Annotated in this window: 14 protein-coding genes and 1 pseudogene; 8 read left to right on the top strand and 7 right to left on the bottom strand. The window is 72.3% G+C overall.

Annotation, left to right across the window (positions count from 1 at the left end):
- The first annotated feature begins 76 nt into the window (after positions 1 to 76).
- Positions 77 to 517, top strand: coding sequence for a hypothetical protein (locus tag ACIHCX_RS09825; RefSeq protein ID WP_400028316.1), 441 nt, complete (start codon positions 77 to 79; stop codon positions 515 to 517).
- Between the two features lie 51 nt (positions 518 to 568).
- On the opposite strand, the gene ACIHCX_RS09830 is transcribed toward ACIHCX_RS09825, so the two are convergent.
- The 3 genes from ACIHCX_RS09830 to ACIHCX_RS09840 all read right to left on the bottom strand — a co-directional run bounded on the left by ACIHCX_RS09830 (position 569) and on the right by ACIHCX_RS09840 (position 2,906).
- Positions 569 to 1,768 carry a glutathionylspermidine synthase family protein gene (locus ACIHCX_RS09830; RefSeq protein ID WP_400028318.1) on the bottom strand — a complete coding sequence of 400 codons (1,200 nt, stop codon included), beginning with the start codon at positions 1,766 to 1,768 and terminating at the stop codon, positions 569 to 571.
- A gap of 3 nt (positions 1,769 to 1,771) precedes the next feature.
- Positions 1,772 to 2,140 carry a hypothetical protein gene (locus ACIHCX_RS09835; RefSeq protein ID WP_400028320.1) on the bottom strand — a complete coding sequence of 123 codons (369 nt, stop codon included), beginning with the start codon at positions 2,138 to 2,140 and terminating at the stop codon, positions 1,772 to 1,774.
- Between the two features lie 202 nt (positions 2,141 to 2,342).
- On the bottom strand, positions 2,343 to 2,906 hold the full coding sequence (locus tag ACIHCX_RS09840) for an NAD(P)H-dependent oxidoreductase (protein ID WP_400028322.1): 564 nt from the start codon (positions 2,904 to 2,906) through the stop codon (positions 2,343 to 2,345).
- Between the two features lie 103 nt (positions 2,907 to 3,009).
- Here ACIHCX_RS09840 and ACIHCX_RS09845 point away from each other — a divergent pair, with 103 nt between their 5' ends.
- Positions 3,010 to 3,717, top strand: coding sequence for a TetR/AcrR family transcriptional regulator (locus ACIHCX_RS09845; protein ID WP_400028324.1), 708 nt, complete (start codon positions 3,010 to 3,012; stop codon positions 3,715 to 3,717).
- A gap of 73 nt (positions 3,718 to 3,790) precedes the next feature.
- Here the strand turns inward: ACIHCX_RS09845 and ACIHCX_RS09850 are convergent, their stop codons facing one another.
- Entirely contained in the window at positions 3,791 to 4,870 is a 1,080-nt protein-coding gene (locus tag ACIHCX_RS09850; protein ID WP_400028326.1) for a MerR family transcriptional regulator, read from the bottom strand.
- A gap of 245 nt (positions 4,871 to 5,115) precedes the next feature.
- On the opposite strand from ACIHCX_RS09850, the gene ACIHCX_RS09855 reads away from it, so the two are divergent.
- Positions 5,116 to 6,150 carry a LacI family DNA-binding transcriptional regulator gene (locus tag ACIHCX_RS09855; protein WP_400028673.1) on the top strand — a complete coding sequence of 345 codons (1,035 nt, stop codon included), beginning with the start codon at positions 5,116 to 5,118 and terminating at the stop codon, positions 6,148 to 6,150.
- A 16-nt stretch (positions 6,151 to 6,166) separates the two neighbouring features.
- Here the strand turns inward: ACIHCX_RS09855 and trxA are convergent.
- Positions 6,167 to 6,550: pseudogene (trxA, locus tag ACIHCX_RS09860) on the bottom strand (thioredoxin); the annotation flags it as partial.
- A 129-nt stretch (positions 6,551 to 6,679) separates the two neighbouring features.
- Between trxA and ACIHCX_RS09865 the strand changes: the two are divergent.
- Complete coding sequence (locus ACIHCX_RS09865; protein ID WP_400028328.1) at positions 6,680 to 8,110, top strand: dihydrolipoyl dehydrogenase family protein; 1,431 nt, start codon at positions 6,680 to 6,682, stop codon at positions 8,108 to 8,110.
- Positions 8,111 to 8,128: 18 nt separating this feature from the next.
- Here the strand turns inward: ACIHCX_RS09865 and ACIHCX_RS09870 are convergent, their stop codons facing one another.
- On the bottom strand, positions 8,129 to 8,773 hold the full coding sequence (locus tag ACIHCX_RS09870; protein WP_400028330.1) for a peptide deformylase: 645 nt from the start codon (positions 8,771 to 8,773) through the stop codon (positions 8,129 to 8,131).
- A gap of 149 nt (positions 8,774 to 8,922) precedes the next feature.
- Here ACIHCX_RS09870 and ACIHCX_RS09875 point away from each other — a divergent pair, with 149 nt between their 5' ends.
- Positions 8,923 to 9,348 (top strand): BlaI/MecI/CopY family transcriptional regulator, encoded by a 426-nt coding sequence (locus ACIHCX_RS09875; protein WP_400028332.1) that lies wholly within the window; start codon positions 8,923 to 8,925, stop codon positions 9,346 to 9,348.
- A gap of 6 nt (positions 9,349 to 9,354) precedes the next feature.
- Positions 9,355 to 10,284, top strand: coding sequence for a M56 family metallopeptidase (locus ACIHCX_RS09880; RefSeq protein ID WP_400028335.1), 930 nt, complete (start codon positions 9,355 to 9,357; stop codon positions 10,282 to 10,284).
- Positions 10,285 to 10,288: 4 nt separating this feature from the next.
- On the opposite strand, the gene ACIHCX_RS09885 is transcribed toward ACIHCX_RS09880, so the two are convergent.
- Positions 10,289 to 10,642: a tetratricopeptide repeat protein gene (locus tag ACIHCX_RS09885; protein WP_400028674.1), complete on the bottom strand. Its 354-nt coding sequence runs from the start codon at positions 10,640 to 10,642 to the stop codon at positions 10,289 to 10,291.
- A 306-nt stretch (positions 10,643 to 10,948) separates the two neighbouring features.
- Between ACIHCX_RS09885 and ACIHCX_RS09890 the strand changes: the two genes are divergently transcribed.
- Complete coding sequence (locus ACIHCX_RS09890) at positions 10,949 to 11,086, top strand: hypothetical protein (RefSeq protein WP_400028337.1); 138 nt, start codon at positions 10,949 to 10,951, stop codon at positions 11,084 to 11,086.
- Between the two features lie 87 nt (positions 11,087 to 11,173).
- Positions 11,174 to 12,667: an aKG-HExxH-type peptide beta-hydroxylase gene (locus ACIHCX_RS09895; protein WP_400028339.1), complete on the top strand. Its 1,494-nt coding sequence runs from the start codon at positions 11,174 to 11,176 to the stop codon at positions 12,665 to 12,667.
- Positions 12,668 to 12,722: the final 55 nt, after the last annotated feature.

The raw sequence follows: 12,722 nt of genomic DNA on the forward strand, positions 1-12,722 counted from the left end.
GGGGGACAGCACACCTGCCCACCTGCTCGGCTCCTCAGCTGCTCAGCCGGTCATCCTGAAGAAAGGCGACACAACGATGAACACCACGGCGGCGGCCGTCGCGAGTGCGGTCAGCTTCGTCTGGCTCGGCATGGTGCTGGCCATCTCCTTCCTGGAGGCCCCGCTGAAGTTCCGGGCTCCCGGCGTGACCATCCCCATCGGACTGGGCATCGGCCGGCTGGTCTTCCGGGCGCTGAACCTCGTCGAGACCGCCCTGGCCGTCGTGGTGATCGCCGCGGTCGCCGCGGGCGGACCCCCGGCCGGGGTCGCCGGGCTGACCGCGGCCGTCGCGGTGCTGCTGCTGGCCCAGTTGGTCTTCGTCCGCCCCCGCCTCAACCGCAGGTCCGACCGGGTCCTGGCCGGCGAAGCGGCCGGCGAGGACCGTCCCCGCTCGCGCGGCCACCTGGCCTACGTGGCCCTGGAGATCGCCAAGGTGGGCGTCCTGATCGCCCTCGGCATCGGCCTGCTGACGGTGTGACCGGCGGCCCCGGGAGCCGCGGACGCGGGTCCCCGGGCACACCCGCCGCGCTCAGCTGTTCCGCAGCCACCGCGCGACCTGCTCCGCGGTGGAACGCGGCGCGTCGATGAGGTGGGGAACGAAACGGGACCGGCGGTCGGTGACGATCCCGTTGGATTCGCGGATGCCGACGCCGGCCGACCTGCCGCCGACGACCCACGAGCCGATCACCATGTGGTTGCCGTCGAAGGCCGGCGGCCGGTGGAACTCCTGGAACAGGAACGGGCCGTCGTCGAACGCGCCCGCCTGGTCGAAGTGGTGCTCCGCGGAACGGACCTTGATCGAGGCGCCCTCCCAGCCCCACAGCGGCTTGGCGACCCACTCGGCCAGGTCACGGCGGCCGTCGAGGTAGGACGGCAGGAGGTTGGGGTGTCCGGGGTACAGCTCCCACAGCACCGCGAGGATCGCCTTCGTCGACAGCAGCGCCTTCCACATCGGCTCGAGCCAGTGCGTCGAACGGGGCTCGGCCTCCAGCTGCGGGGCGTAGACGCTCTCGAACGCCCAGTCCCACGGGTACATCTTGAAGCAGGAGTCGATGGGGACGTCACTCAGGTCCACGAAGCGCCGGATGCCGCTGTGCCAGCCGATGTCCTCCATCGTCAGGCCCACCGTGGGAAGGCCCGCCTCGACGGCCGTGTCCCGCAGGTACGCCGTGGTGATGATGTCCTCGTCCGGCTCGTCGGCGGAGTGCGCGAAGTGGACCCGGCCGCCCAGCCTCGGGGCCAGCCGCTGCCACGTCCGCACCAGGCGCTCGTGGATCGTGTTGAACTGGTCGCGGTCCGGGTGGACGTCCTCCAGCCACTGCCATTGCAGCACCGCGGCCTCGAGCAGCGCCGCCGGCACGTCGCCGTTGTACTCGTACAGCTTGGCGTCGCCCGTGCCGTCCCAGGCGAAGTCGAATCTGCCGTAGATGCTCGGTGACTCGTTCTCGAGGGTCTCGAGCATCGGTGCGGCCCAGCGGGAGTCGATGCCGAGGCGTTCGACGTCGCCCTTCTCCAGGACGTGCCGGGCCGCCGTCACGCACATCGCGTGCAGCTCCTCGGTGACGTCCTCCAGGTAGTCCACCTCACGCGAGGTGAGGACGTAGGCGGCGCTCTCGTTCCAGTAGGGCAACCTGCGGCCGTCGGGCAGTGTTTCGGTGTGGAACGGAAGGCCGGACCGGAGGACCGTCTGCTCCCAGCCGGGCCTCGGGGTACGGGTTTCACGTCTCATGGATCAGCCGCCGACGGATCCGGCCTTGCCGCCCTTGGCGGAGAAGCCGCCGCGGGAGACGCTGCCGGACTTCGGCGCGGTGAACGAGCCGCCGCCCTTGCTGAGGTCGACCTTCTGTCCGACGGCGGGGACGTCCTTGCCCCGCGGGGTGTACCACCAGGCGTAGCTTCCCCCGCCGGCCCCACCGCCCCCACCGGAGTTGCAGTGACTGTCCGTCACGCGCTTCTGCGTCAGCTTGTTCATGCAGGTACCCTGGTAGTCCGGGCCGCTGGAACAGCCGCTGAGGGCTATCGCCATCGCGACCGCACCCACGGCGCCGACCGAGACCTCGATGGAGCGGCGACGTGAACCGGTGCGCTGCTGACTCGTCACGAACAGATCCCCTTCCCTCGCCATGTACAGGTACGTGGCCCGTCAAACATACCGTCGGCGCGTGCGCACAAGTACGGCAGAGTCATGCACGGGCTGCGGCAAGGGAGTTGATCGGAAACGCAGGTGTCGGCCTCCGTCACGCGGTCTCGCGGAAAGCCGGAAGGGGCCGGCGCCCAGCAGGCGCCGGCCCCTTCCGGGGTGCTCAGGCGGCGGCCGCGTCGCCGGTGTGGCCGTGCAGGCGCGCGACGACCTCGGTCAGCTGGGCGGCGACCTCGGCGTCGTCGACCGGGTGGGTCTCGGCGAAGCGGGTCACGGAGCCGGGGATGGAGAGCTTGATGTCCTCGATCACCTTGCCGCCGGCGATGCCCGCGGCCTTGCGGGTGTCGTCCTGCGCCCACACGCCGCCGTACTGGCCGAAGGCGGTGCCGATGACGGCGACGGGCTTGCCGACGAAGGCACCCGCGCCGTACGGGCGGGACAGCCAGTCGATGGCGTTCTTCAGGACGGCCGGGATGGTGCCGTTGTACTCGGGGGAGAACAGCAGGAAGGCGTCGGCGGCACCGGCGACCTCGCGCAGCTTGGCGGCGGCGGCCGGCACGCTGCCCTCGACGTCGACGTCCTCGTTGTAGAACGGGACGTCGGCCAGGCCCTCGAACAGCTCGACCTCGGCGCCCGCGGGAGCGAGCTTGATCGCGGCCTCGGCGAGCTGGCGGTTGTGCGAGCCGGCGCGGAGGCTGCCGACGAGCGCGAGGATGCGAACTGACATGGGGGACTCCAAGGGGGGATGACACAATGGTGTTACGGATCCGGACCGAGGTCCGTTTATTTTTCTACCACCCTAAGCGGACCGCGGTCCAGTTTTGCCTCCGATGCTTTACGCTGTCTTCATGTCCCGCCCCTTGTCGCCCCTTCCGAAGCCCCAGGAGCCTCAGGAAACTCAGGAGACCCGGGAGCTGTCGGCGCAGCCGGTGTTGCTCGCGTTCGGTACCGGCGAGGACGAGCCCTGCCTGCGGGCCGACGCGGCCCGCAACCGCGCCCGGCTGCTGGACGCCGCCGCGCGCCTGGTCGCGGAGCACGGCGCGGCCGGAGTCACGATGGAGGCGGTCGCCGCGGCGGCCGAGGTGGGCAAGGGGACGGTCTTCCGCCGCTTCGGCGACCGCACCGGCCTGCTCAGGGCGCTGCTGGACCACTCGGAGCGGAAGTTCCAGGCCGCGTTCCTCAGCGGGCCGCCGCCCATGGGCCCGGGCGCGCCGCCCGCCGAGCGGCTGCGGGCCTTCGGCTGCGTGGCGCTGCGCCGCGCGGCCGCCGACCTGGAACTGCAACTGGCGGCCGATCCGGGTCCGGACCGGCGTTTCGTCGTACCCGCCCGCCAGGTCCAGTACGCCCACGTGGCGATGCTGCTGCGGCAGGCGGTCCCGGACGCGGACAGCGAACTGCTCGCGCACACGCTGATGGGGTATCTCGACCCCGCCCTCATCCACCACCTGACCAGGCAGTGCCAGATGCCGATGGAGCGGTTGCAGACCGGCTGGCACGACCTGGTCGTGCGGATCACCTCCACCGAGCCGCACTGCTGAGAGCAGGGGGCCGGACCGGCCGGACCTGACGGCCCGTCCGGACCAGCCGTGCGCGGCGACGGTGCCCCCGCTCCTACCGCTGGAGCTCCATGACGTCGGCGACCACGCAGCTGACGTTGTCGGGACCGCCGGAGCCGTTGGCGAGGGCGACGAGTCGGCGGACCGCCTGCTCGGGCTCGCCGGCCTCGGCGATCACCCGGTGGATCTCGCCGGCCGGTACGACGGTCGACAGGCCGTCGGAACAGAGCAGGTACCGGTCTCCCCGCCGGGCGTCGTGCAGGCGCAGGTCGGGCGTGCTGTCGGTGCCGCGGCCCAGCGCGCGTATCAGCAGTGACCGCTGGGGGTGGGAGGCGGCTTCCTCCGGGCTGAGGCGTCCTTCGTCGACCATCGACTGCACCATGGTGTGGTCGTGCGTGATCTGGAACAGTTCTCCGTCGCGCAGGAGGTAGACGCGCGAGTCGCCGATGTGGACCAGGGCGAGTTGCGAGCCGGTCCAGAGCATCGCGGTGAGGGTGGTGCCGGCCTCTTCGGGGGACGAACCGCTCCCGGCGACGCCGTGCACGGCCTGTTTGACGTGGTCGACGGTGTCTTCGAGGACGTTGAGGAGACTGCCGGCCGGGACGCCGTCGGTTTCGAGGTGCTTGAGCGCGTCGACGGCGGCCGCGCTCGCGGGGGCCCCGTGACGGCCGAAGCCGTCGGCGACGGCGAGCAGACGGGAGCCGGCGTAGACGGTGTCCTGGTTGCTCTCGCGGACCAGGCCCCTGTCGGACAGGGCGGCGTAGCGGATTCCGAGCGGCTTGGCGGTAGGGGGCACGGCAGGGTCCTTCCGGGACAGGTGGTCGATGAGGAAGGTGGCCAGATCCCGCCGAGCGGCGGTGTCGGCTTCGACCTGGGCCCAGAACGCACGGATCTCCTGAGCTGCCGGCCCCGCCTCCAGCGTGCGGATCTGCTGGATGCGGGCGAGGGGCATCCCCAGCCGTCGGAGCCATGCGACCAGCCGGGCCTGGTCCAGTTGTTCCGGCGCGTAGAAGCGGTAGCCGGTCACCGGGTCGACGCGAGCGGGGGTCAGCAGACCGAGTTCGTCGTAGAGGCGTAGCGCCTTCGGCGACAGCCGGGACGCCTTCGCGAACGCCCCGATGGTCAGCAACCCCATGCTCGTTCCTCCTCATGCCGAGCGCGTCGCCCGGCCCCACCGATGCTGCGGGCTCCCCCAAGGTGAAGGTCAACCGACGTCAACCGAGGTCACCCACGGTTTCTGCCCGGCCCCGGCCGGTGGTCTCCCACGCTCCGTCAGGTGCGTGACGGGCTCACCACATCTGTTGGTGTTTCAACTTCCGTCTGGAATGGGGCAGTTCACCAGGCGGACGGTCCGTGGCTTCTGCCAAGATGCGGTACGTCATGGTGCAGATTCCCAAACCCGCCGCGTCCCCGTCGCCCGCCCCGTGCTCCGTGCCCACGAGCGCGGACGTGGCCCGACTGGCCGGCGTCTCACGCGCGACCGTCTCCTATGTCCTGAACAACACCAGAGCGGTCCGCATCAGCGAGCCCACCCGCCGCCGGGTCCACGAGGCCGCCGAGGAGCTCGGATACGTGCCGCACGCGGCGGCGCGCAGCCTGCGCGCGGGGCACAGCCGCATGGTCCTGATGCCTGCCCCGGCCCTCCCGGCCGGCCCGCTCTACGGCCGCTTCCTGGAGGAACTCCAGTGGGCGCTCGGCCTCCTCGACTACACCGTCGTCCAGCACGCCACGGCCTGCCTGTCCGGTGACGGGGCCGCCCGCTCGTGGGCCGAACTGCGCCCGGTCGCCGTCCTGGTGTCCGGAGAGGGCCTCGGACCCGGCGGAGTGGCCGTACTCAAACGCTCCGGCGCGCGCGCCGTCGTCACCCTCGGCCCGGAGCCCGTCGAGGGGGCGCACGCGCTGCTCATGGACCACGAGAGCGTCGGCCACCGGGCCGGTGCCCACCTGTATGCCCGCGGCCGGCGCCGCATCGGCGTGGTGGTGCCGGAGGAACGCGGACTGGACATGTTCTCCCGGCCCCGGCTCGCCGGGGTGCGGCACGCCCTGCGCGGCACCGACGGCAGCGTGACCGAACTGCCCCTCGGCTACGACGAGCGATCCGCCGCCCGCCTCGCCGCCCGCTGGCGCGACCTCGACCTCGACGCGGTGTTCGCCTACAACGACGAGTACGCCATGCTGCTGATGCGCGCCTTGCAGGACAGCGGCGTACGCATCCCCGAGGAGACGGCCGTGATCGGCGCCGACGACCTCATGCTCGGACGGCTGCTGCGGCCCCGGCTGAGCACCGTCCGCATCGACCTGCCCTCCGGCCGCGACCTGGCCGAACTGGTCGACCGCGCCGTACACGACCCCACCGCCCCGCCCGAACGGCACGCGGTCCTGGGCGCGACGGTGGTCCACCGCGAGTCCACCTGACCCGCGTGTGAGCGGTCTACTGACCGTTCTGCTGCTCGGCGACCGCCTTGCGGACCTCGTCCATGTCCAGCTTGCGGGCCTGCCCGATCACGTCCGTCAGAGCAGCCTCCGGCAGCGCGCCCGGCTGGGCGAACACGGCGACCTGGTCACGGACGATCATCAGCGTCGGAATGGACTGGATGCCGAAGGCCGCCGCCAGCTCCGGCTGGGCCTCCGTGTCCACCTTGCCGAACACCAGGTCGGGGTTGTCCTCGGCCGCCTTCTCGTAGACCGGGGCGAACTGACGGCACGGACCGCACCAGGACGCCCAGAAGTCGATGAGGACGAATTCGTTGTCCGTGACCGTCTGGTCGAAGTTCTCCTTGGTCAGCTCCACGGTGCTGCTCATGGCGTATCCCTCTTCCTGGTGCTTCCTGGTGTCGGCTTACCGGCGTGGGGCGAAGCCGTGGGCACAACACGGCCGACCCTACGGGTATTCCGCGCACGTACCCGTGTGGCCAGGTCGCACACCACCCACCAGACTGACCCCATGACCGAAACGGAAACCATCGCGTACGACGTCGTGGTGCTGGGCGCCGGACCCGTGGGGGAGAACGTGGCCGACCGCACCCGGGCGGCCGGTCTGTCCACCGCGATCGTGGAGAGCGAACTGGTCGGCGGCGAGTGCTCGTACTGGGCCTGCATGCCCAGCAAGGCCCTGCTGCGCCCGGTCATCGCCCGCGCCGACGCCCGCCGTCTGCCGGGCCTGAGCCAGGCGGTGCGCGGCCCCCTCGACGACGCCGCGGTCCTCGCCCGCCGGGACGAGTACACCGCGCACTGGCACGACGACGGCCAGGTGCGGTGGCTGGTCGGCACCGGCGCCGACCTCCACCGCGGGCACGGGCGGCTGGCGGGCCCGCGTACGGTCACGGTCGACGCCCCCGACGGCACGCGCAGGACGCTGACCGCCCGGCACGCCGTCGCCGTCTGCACCGGAACCAGCGCCCGGTTGCCGGACCTGCCAGGACTCGACGCCGTCAAGCCGTGGACCAGCCGCGAGGCCACCAGCGCCGAGCAGGTTCCCGGACGTCTTGTCATCGTCGGCGGCGGTGTCGTCGCCACCGAGATGGCCACGGTCTACCAGGCGCTCGGCTCGCAGGTCACCGTCCTGGTCCGGGGCAAGGGACTGCTGCCCCGCATGGAACCGTTCGCCGGCGAGCTGGTCACCGACGCCCTCACGGAGGCCGGCGCCGACATCCGCACCGGCACCACGGTGGAGTCGGTCGCCCGCGAGAACGGCACCGTGGTGGCCGTGACCGGCAGCGGTGACCGTGTCGAGGCCGACGAGATCCTCTTCGCCACCGGGCGCGCACCGCGCACCGACGACATCGGTCTGGAGACGGTGGGCATGGAGCCCGGTTCCTGGCTGCCGGTCGACGACAGCCTGCGCGTGCAGGGCAGCACCTGGCTGTACGCGTGCGGCGACGTGAACCACCGCGCACTCCTCACCCACCAGGGCAAGTACCAGGCCCGGATCGCGGGCGACACGATCGGCGCCCGCGCGGCCGGCGTCCCCCTGCTGGAGACGGACGAGTGGGGCGCGCACGCCGCGACCGCCGACCACCACGCCGTACCGCAGGTCGTCTTCACCGACCCGGAGGCCGCGGCCGTGGGCCTGTCCCTCGCCGAAGCCGAACAGGCCGGCCACCGCGTCCGGGCCGTCGACGTCGACCTCTCCTCGGTCGCCGGGGCCGGCCTGTACGGGGACGGCTACCGCGGGCGTGCCCGTATGGTCGTCGACCTCGACACCGAAATCCTGCGCGGTGTCACCTTCGTCGGCCCCGGCATCGGCGAACTGCTCCACTCGGCGTCCGTCGCCGTGGCCGGCCAGGTTCCGATCAGCCGCCTGTGGCACGCGGTCCCTTCCTACCCGACGATCAGCGAGGTGTGGCTCCGCCTGCTGGAGGCCTACCGGGGCTGACCGCGCGCCCGCGTGGCCCTACGGCAGCTCGAAGCAGAGGGCCTTCGCGGCCTGTGCCGGGGTCGGCTGCGTCCAGCGGTGCGCCATCGCGTCGTTGGAGGACAGGGAGCGGATCTCGGCACGGTCGAGGTAGAGGGTGCCGTCGAGGTGGTCGGTCTCGTGCTGGACGATCCGGGCGGGCCAGCCCGAGAACACCTCGTCCACCGGGCGCCCCCGCTCGTCCAGGGCCCGCAGGCGCACCTCGGTGTGCCGCGCCACCACGGCCTGCCAGCCCGGGACGCTCAGGCAGCCCTCGTAGAACGCGGCGCGCGCGGTGCCGACCGCCTCGTACGACGGATTGACCAGCACGCGGAAGGGCAGCGGCACCCGCCCGCGCGCCACGCGCACCTCGTCCGGCACCGGTGCCGGGTCCTCCACGACCGCGATCCGCAGCCCCACCCCGACCTGCGGCGCGGCCAGTCCCACTCCTGGTGCCTCGTGCATCGTCAGGCGCATCGCCTGCACGAATCGGGCCAGCAGCGCGGGGTCCAGCTGGCCGTCGAACGGTTCGGCAACGTGCCGCAGCACCGGGTCACCGGCGGCGACGATCGGCAACGGGCCGCCGTCGGCGAGGAGTTCCTCGACCTGCTCGGCCAGGGGCGTACGCGCACGGGGAGAAGCCATCACGCCAGGATGCCACGGCGCTCGCCCGGCCCGGCGGCCTACCTGGTGCGGGCAGGCCGGCGACCTGTCCCGGAACCGCGGCGCCCCCGGGCCACGCCTCCCGTGTGAAGTAGCGTGGTGCGACACGCCGACGCCGGAGGGAGACGCACATGACGCCACAACACCGGCGGGCCCGGCGCGGGCAGGGCGAACTGGAGAGCCAGGTGCTCGGCGCGCTCCGCGAGGCGGACGGACCGGTCACCGCGGCCTGGGTGCGGCAGCGGCTCGGCGGCGACCTCGCCTACACCACCGTGGTTACCATCCTGACCAGGCTGCTCGCCAAGGACGTCGTCTCCCGCGAGCGCCGGGGCCGCTCCTTCGTGTGGACCCCGACCGCGGACGTCGCCCGTCTCGCGGCCCTCCGGATGCGCCGGACGCTGGACGGTGAACGGGACCGGGTGGCGGTGCTGACCAGCTTCGTCACCGCGCTGCCGCCCGGCGACGAGCAGGTGCTGCGCGCACTGCTTGACAGCGTGGAGAGCGGCGACGCCGCGGAGGGCACCCCACGCCCGAGGGGCGACGGCAGGGAACACTGACCTCCCATGGGGCTCTCCGTCTTACTGCCGCTGGTGCTTCCGCTGTCCGCCTGGCCCGTCGCACGCCTGGCCGCACCGCGCCTGCACCCGCGCACGGCCACCCGGCTGCTGACCCGGGTGGCCGCCGTCATGGGCGGATGCAGCACGCTGTGCCTCGCCCTGCTCACGGTCGTCGCCACCACTCAGCTGACCGGCGGCCCGGTTGTGGACCTGTGGGCCGATCCCGAGATCAGGGCGGCCGTCTCACGCGACCGGGTCGTGGGCCGCGCGGCGGTCCCCGCCCTGGGACTGGTCGCGGTGGCCTGCGGGCGCGCGCTGTGGCGTCACCGGCGGGTGGCCCGCCGCGCCCACCGGGCGCTGACCGGGCTGCGCGGCGCACCCGTCGTGGTCCTGCCCGACAGCATGCCGTACGCCTACGCCCTGCCCGGCAACCACGAACGGATCGTCGTCACCACGGCACTTCTCGACGCCCTCGCCCCGGACGAACGGCGTGCCCTGTTCGCGCACGAACGCGCCCACCTGGCGGCCCGCCACCACCGTCACCTGCTCACCGTCCACCTGGCGGCCTGCGCCAACCCCTTCCTGCGGCCGCTGCGGTCCGCCGTCGCCTACACCGCCGAGCGCTGGGCCGACGAGGACGCGGCCCGCGCGGTGGGCGACCGGCGCGTGGTCGCGCGGGCGATCGGCAAGGCGGCCCTGCTGTCGTCCGGCGCGCCGGCGCCCACCTTCGCCGCGGTGGCTGCCGGCGGTCCGGTGCCGCGCCGGGTCGCCGCCCTGCTGGCACCGGCACCGGCGGGCCCGGACCGGCCGCCGCTCTTCACGGCGGTCGGCGCCGCCGTGTGGGGCGCCGCCGCCGGTGCGACGGTGTCCGCCATGTCCTCGGTGAACTCCGCGGTCACCCTGTTCCTGCTCCTCCACCCGGCGGCGGCGCTCTGACCGCCTACTCGCTCCGTTCCCCGAAGTCACCCGCGAGGGCGGAGGCGACGCGCAGATGCGTCTCGGCCTCGTCCTGGCGGCCCTGCCGCTGGAGGGTGCGGCCCAGCATCAGCCGGGCGTAGTGCTCCACCGGGTCGCGCTCGACGATGACGCGCAACTGGGCCTCGGCCCGGCGCAGTTGAGCCGAGTGGTAGTAGGCGCGCGCCAGCAGCAGCCGGGGCCCGGTCTGCTCCGGCACCTCCTCGACCAGCCCGTCCAGCACGCGCGCCGCGGCGGCGTAGTCCCGGGCGTCGAAGAACATCCGCGCCCGCTCCCAGCGCTCCGCCGGGGTGCCGTGCTCGTAGTACGGCGTGTCCACGTACGTCGTGTCCACCTGTGACCTCCTCCAGTGCCTCGTTCGGAGCCACCGGCCGCGTCAACGGAAGCGGTTGGTTGAATATTCCACTACGCAGCTTTTGCCGGAGGGCCCGAGCCGCTTCCGTCCGCCCGCAGCTTGAGCAGAACCGCACAGTCCTGTTCGGGACGGCCGCTGTCACAGCCTTCCCGTCAGGGGCGCGTCAGGGCGGACCGGGACAGAACAGGGACAGCCGCCCTATGACGGCAGGACCCGGTAGAGCCCATCCTTGCCTGGTCCACACGACCGAACCAAGCGAAGGAGGGGCCTATGTCCCAGCACGAGATCGCCTTCCCGCAGACGGCGGAGAACTGGCTGACGATCGACAACGCTCCGGGGATCGCCACCGACTCCGTCGAGGAGCGCGCCTGGGTCCCGGCCTACGGGGCGACGCCCGCCAAGGCCTGAACCATCCGCGGCGGGGGCCGGCGCGAGGCCGGCCCCCGCCGTGCGGAGCATCGGCAATTCCGTACCGAACGGCGGAGGGCGAGCGCAATGGCGATTGCGGAATCAACCAACTCTTCTCAGGACATCGTGCGCCAGGCCGACACGATGCTGGTCACCGACCACCAGTTCGGTGACTCCCGGACCATCGAATCACGCAACGTCCAGCGCTTCGCGGTGGGGCTGTGTCTGATCGCCGAGGCGGACCCGCAGCACGCGCACACGCTGCGCCGCCTCTCGGAGCTGACGCCGGATCGGCTGCTGCCCCTGATGCTCGACCCCGTCGTCCGCAACGTCTTCGAGGACGACCTGGCCAAGCTGGAGAACGGCGTCAGGGACAGCTGTGGACTCGGCCGGCTCATGGCGGCGCCGGCCGGCAAGCCGGATGATCTCGGCCCCTGCGAGCGGATGGCCGCACCCCATGTGCGGCCATGGCCCGCCTACGGCGACGCCTGGCTGTGGACCGAACTGCACCCCACCGACGAAGCGTCCGCCGATCTGGCCGCGCACCTCCGTCGGCTGTATGACGGGAGCATCGAAGGCGGCCCGGCGACGGAACCGGTCATCCCGACCCCGGACATGAGCCGTCGTCTGACGCAGGGAGCCGAGCTCCTGACCCGGCTGCTGCCCCAGGTCGGGACGAGCGTGCTGCGCCACGTGTCCGTGCTCGGATTCACCCGGGCCGAGACGTCGGACGGTCCGCTGCAGTCGCTGTCGGGCGGTGATCCGCTGCCCTCGGCCATCCTGATGGCCCCGGAACGGCTCGCGGACCCTTGGACGGTCGCGGAGACCCTGCTGCACGAAAGCGCGCACCTCAAGCTCTTCGACGCCCTGCGCGCGTGTTCGCTGCTGACCGACGCCGACCAGCCGGTGCCGATCCCCTGGCGCAAGACGCCCTGGCGGCTGGTCCGCGTGCTGGTGGCCCTCCACTTCTACGCGCATCTCCTGGTGTTCGAGCAAGCCGTCCAGCAGGCCGGCCCCGAACTCCGCGCAACCTTTGGGGAGCCGCCCGCACACCAGGTGGTCGACGAGGTGAGCCCAGGCACCGAGGCTGCCCGAAACGGCACCTACGGCTCCAGCGCGGAGCGCGCCCGCTACCTCGCCGAACACGTCCGGACGCTGCCCGCGGGCACCCTGACACCGGACGGCACGCGTTTCATGGCCTGGATCTCCGAGGCGCTCACTCTCGTCACGGGGGAGACGAACACGGACCGGTCGGCGCGGCCCTCCATAGCCGGTTCGGTGGACGGCCCGGATATGGAATACGCGGCCGGAACGGTCGTACGGAGGACGGACGGCGTGCTGGGCAGGCCGCTGCCCGAATGCGGGCAGTTACTCCTGGCCAACAAGGCATCGGGCCGTATGCACTGGCTCAACGCCCGGTCCTGGTTGATCTACTCACTGTGCGGGGACGACGAGGTCCGCACGGTGACGGCCGAATACGGCCGACGCAGCGGCACGGACCTGCAGACGTCGCGCCGGCACGTCACGGCCTGCCTGAGGGAACTCACGGTCCTCGGCCTGGTCGGCACCGCGGGGAAGTAGCCGGGGCAACGGCGGCGGTCCTGCGCCGCAGCGGATGGCCCCACCGCCTTCTCCC

It is taken from the genome of Streptomyces sp. NPDC052043 (assembly GCF_044548235.1).
In the GTDB taxonomy this organism is placed as follows: Bacteria; Actinomycetota; Actinomycetes; order Streptomycetales; family Streptomycetaceae; genus Streptomyces.

What these genes read in the sequence shown, in the direction of transcription:
- ACIHCX_RS09825 (WP_400028316.1), top strand. Translation starts at nt 77, where the DNA reads ATGAACACCACGGCGGCGGCCGTCGCGAGTGCGGTCAGCTTCGTCTGG.
- ACIHCX_RS09830 (WP_400028318.1), bottom strand. Translation starts at nt 1,768, where the DNA reads ATGAGACGTGAAACCCGTACCCCGAGGCCCGGCTGGGAGCAGACGGTC.
- ACIHCX_RS09840 (WP_400028322.1), bottom strand. Translation starts at nt 2,906, where the DNA reads ATGTCAGTTCGCATCCTCGCGCTCGTCGGCAGCCTCCGCGCCGGCTCG.
- ACIHCX_RS09845 (WP_400028324.1), top strand. Translation starts at nt 3,010, where the DNA reads ATGCTTTACGCTGTCTTCATGTCCCGCCCCTTGTCGCCCCTTCCGAAG.
- ACIHCX_RS09850 (WP_400028326.1), bottom strand. Translation starts at nt 4,870, where the DNA reads ATGGGGTTGCTGACCATCGGGGCGTTCGCGAAGGCGTCCCGGCTGTCG.
- ACIHCX_RS09855 (WP_400028673.1), top strand. Translation starts at nt 5,116, where the DNA reads ATGGTGCAGATTCCCAAACCCGCCGCGTCCCCGTCGCCCGCCCCGTGC.
- ACIHCX_RS09865 (WP_400028328.1), top strand. Translation starts at nt 6,680, where the DNA reads ATGACCGAAACGGAAACCATCGCGTACGACGTCGTGGTGCTGGGCGCC.
- ACIHCX_RS09870 (WP_400028330.1), bottom strand. Translation starts at nt 8,773, where the DNA reads ATGGCTTCTCCCCGTGCGCGTACGCCCCTGGCCGAGCAGGTCGAGGAA.
- ACIHCX_RS09875 (WP_400028332.1), top strand. Translation starts at nt 8,923, where the DNA reads ATGACGCCACAACACCGGCGGGCCCGGCGCGGGCAGGGCGAACTGGAG.
- ACIHCX_RS09880 (WP_400028335.1), top strand. Translation starts at nt 9,355, where the DNA reads ATGGGGCTCTCCGTCTTACTGCCGCTGGTGCTTCCGCTGTCCGCCTGG.
- ACIHCX_RS09890 (WP_400028337.1), top strand. Translation starts at nt 10,949, where the DNA reads ATGTCCCAGCACGAGATCGCCTTCCCGCAGACGGCGGAGAACTGGCTG.
- ACIHCX_RS09895 (WP_400028339.1), top strand. Translation starts at nt 11,174, where the DNA reads ATGGCGATTGCGGAATCAACCAACTCTTCTCAGGACATCGTGCGCCAG.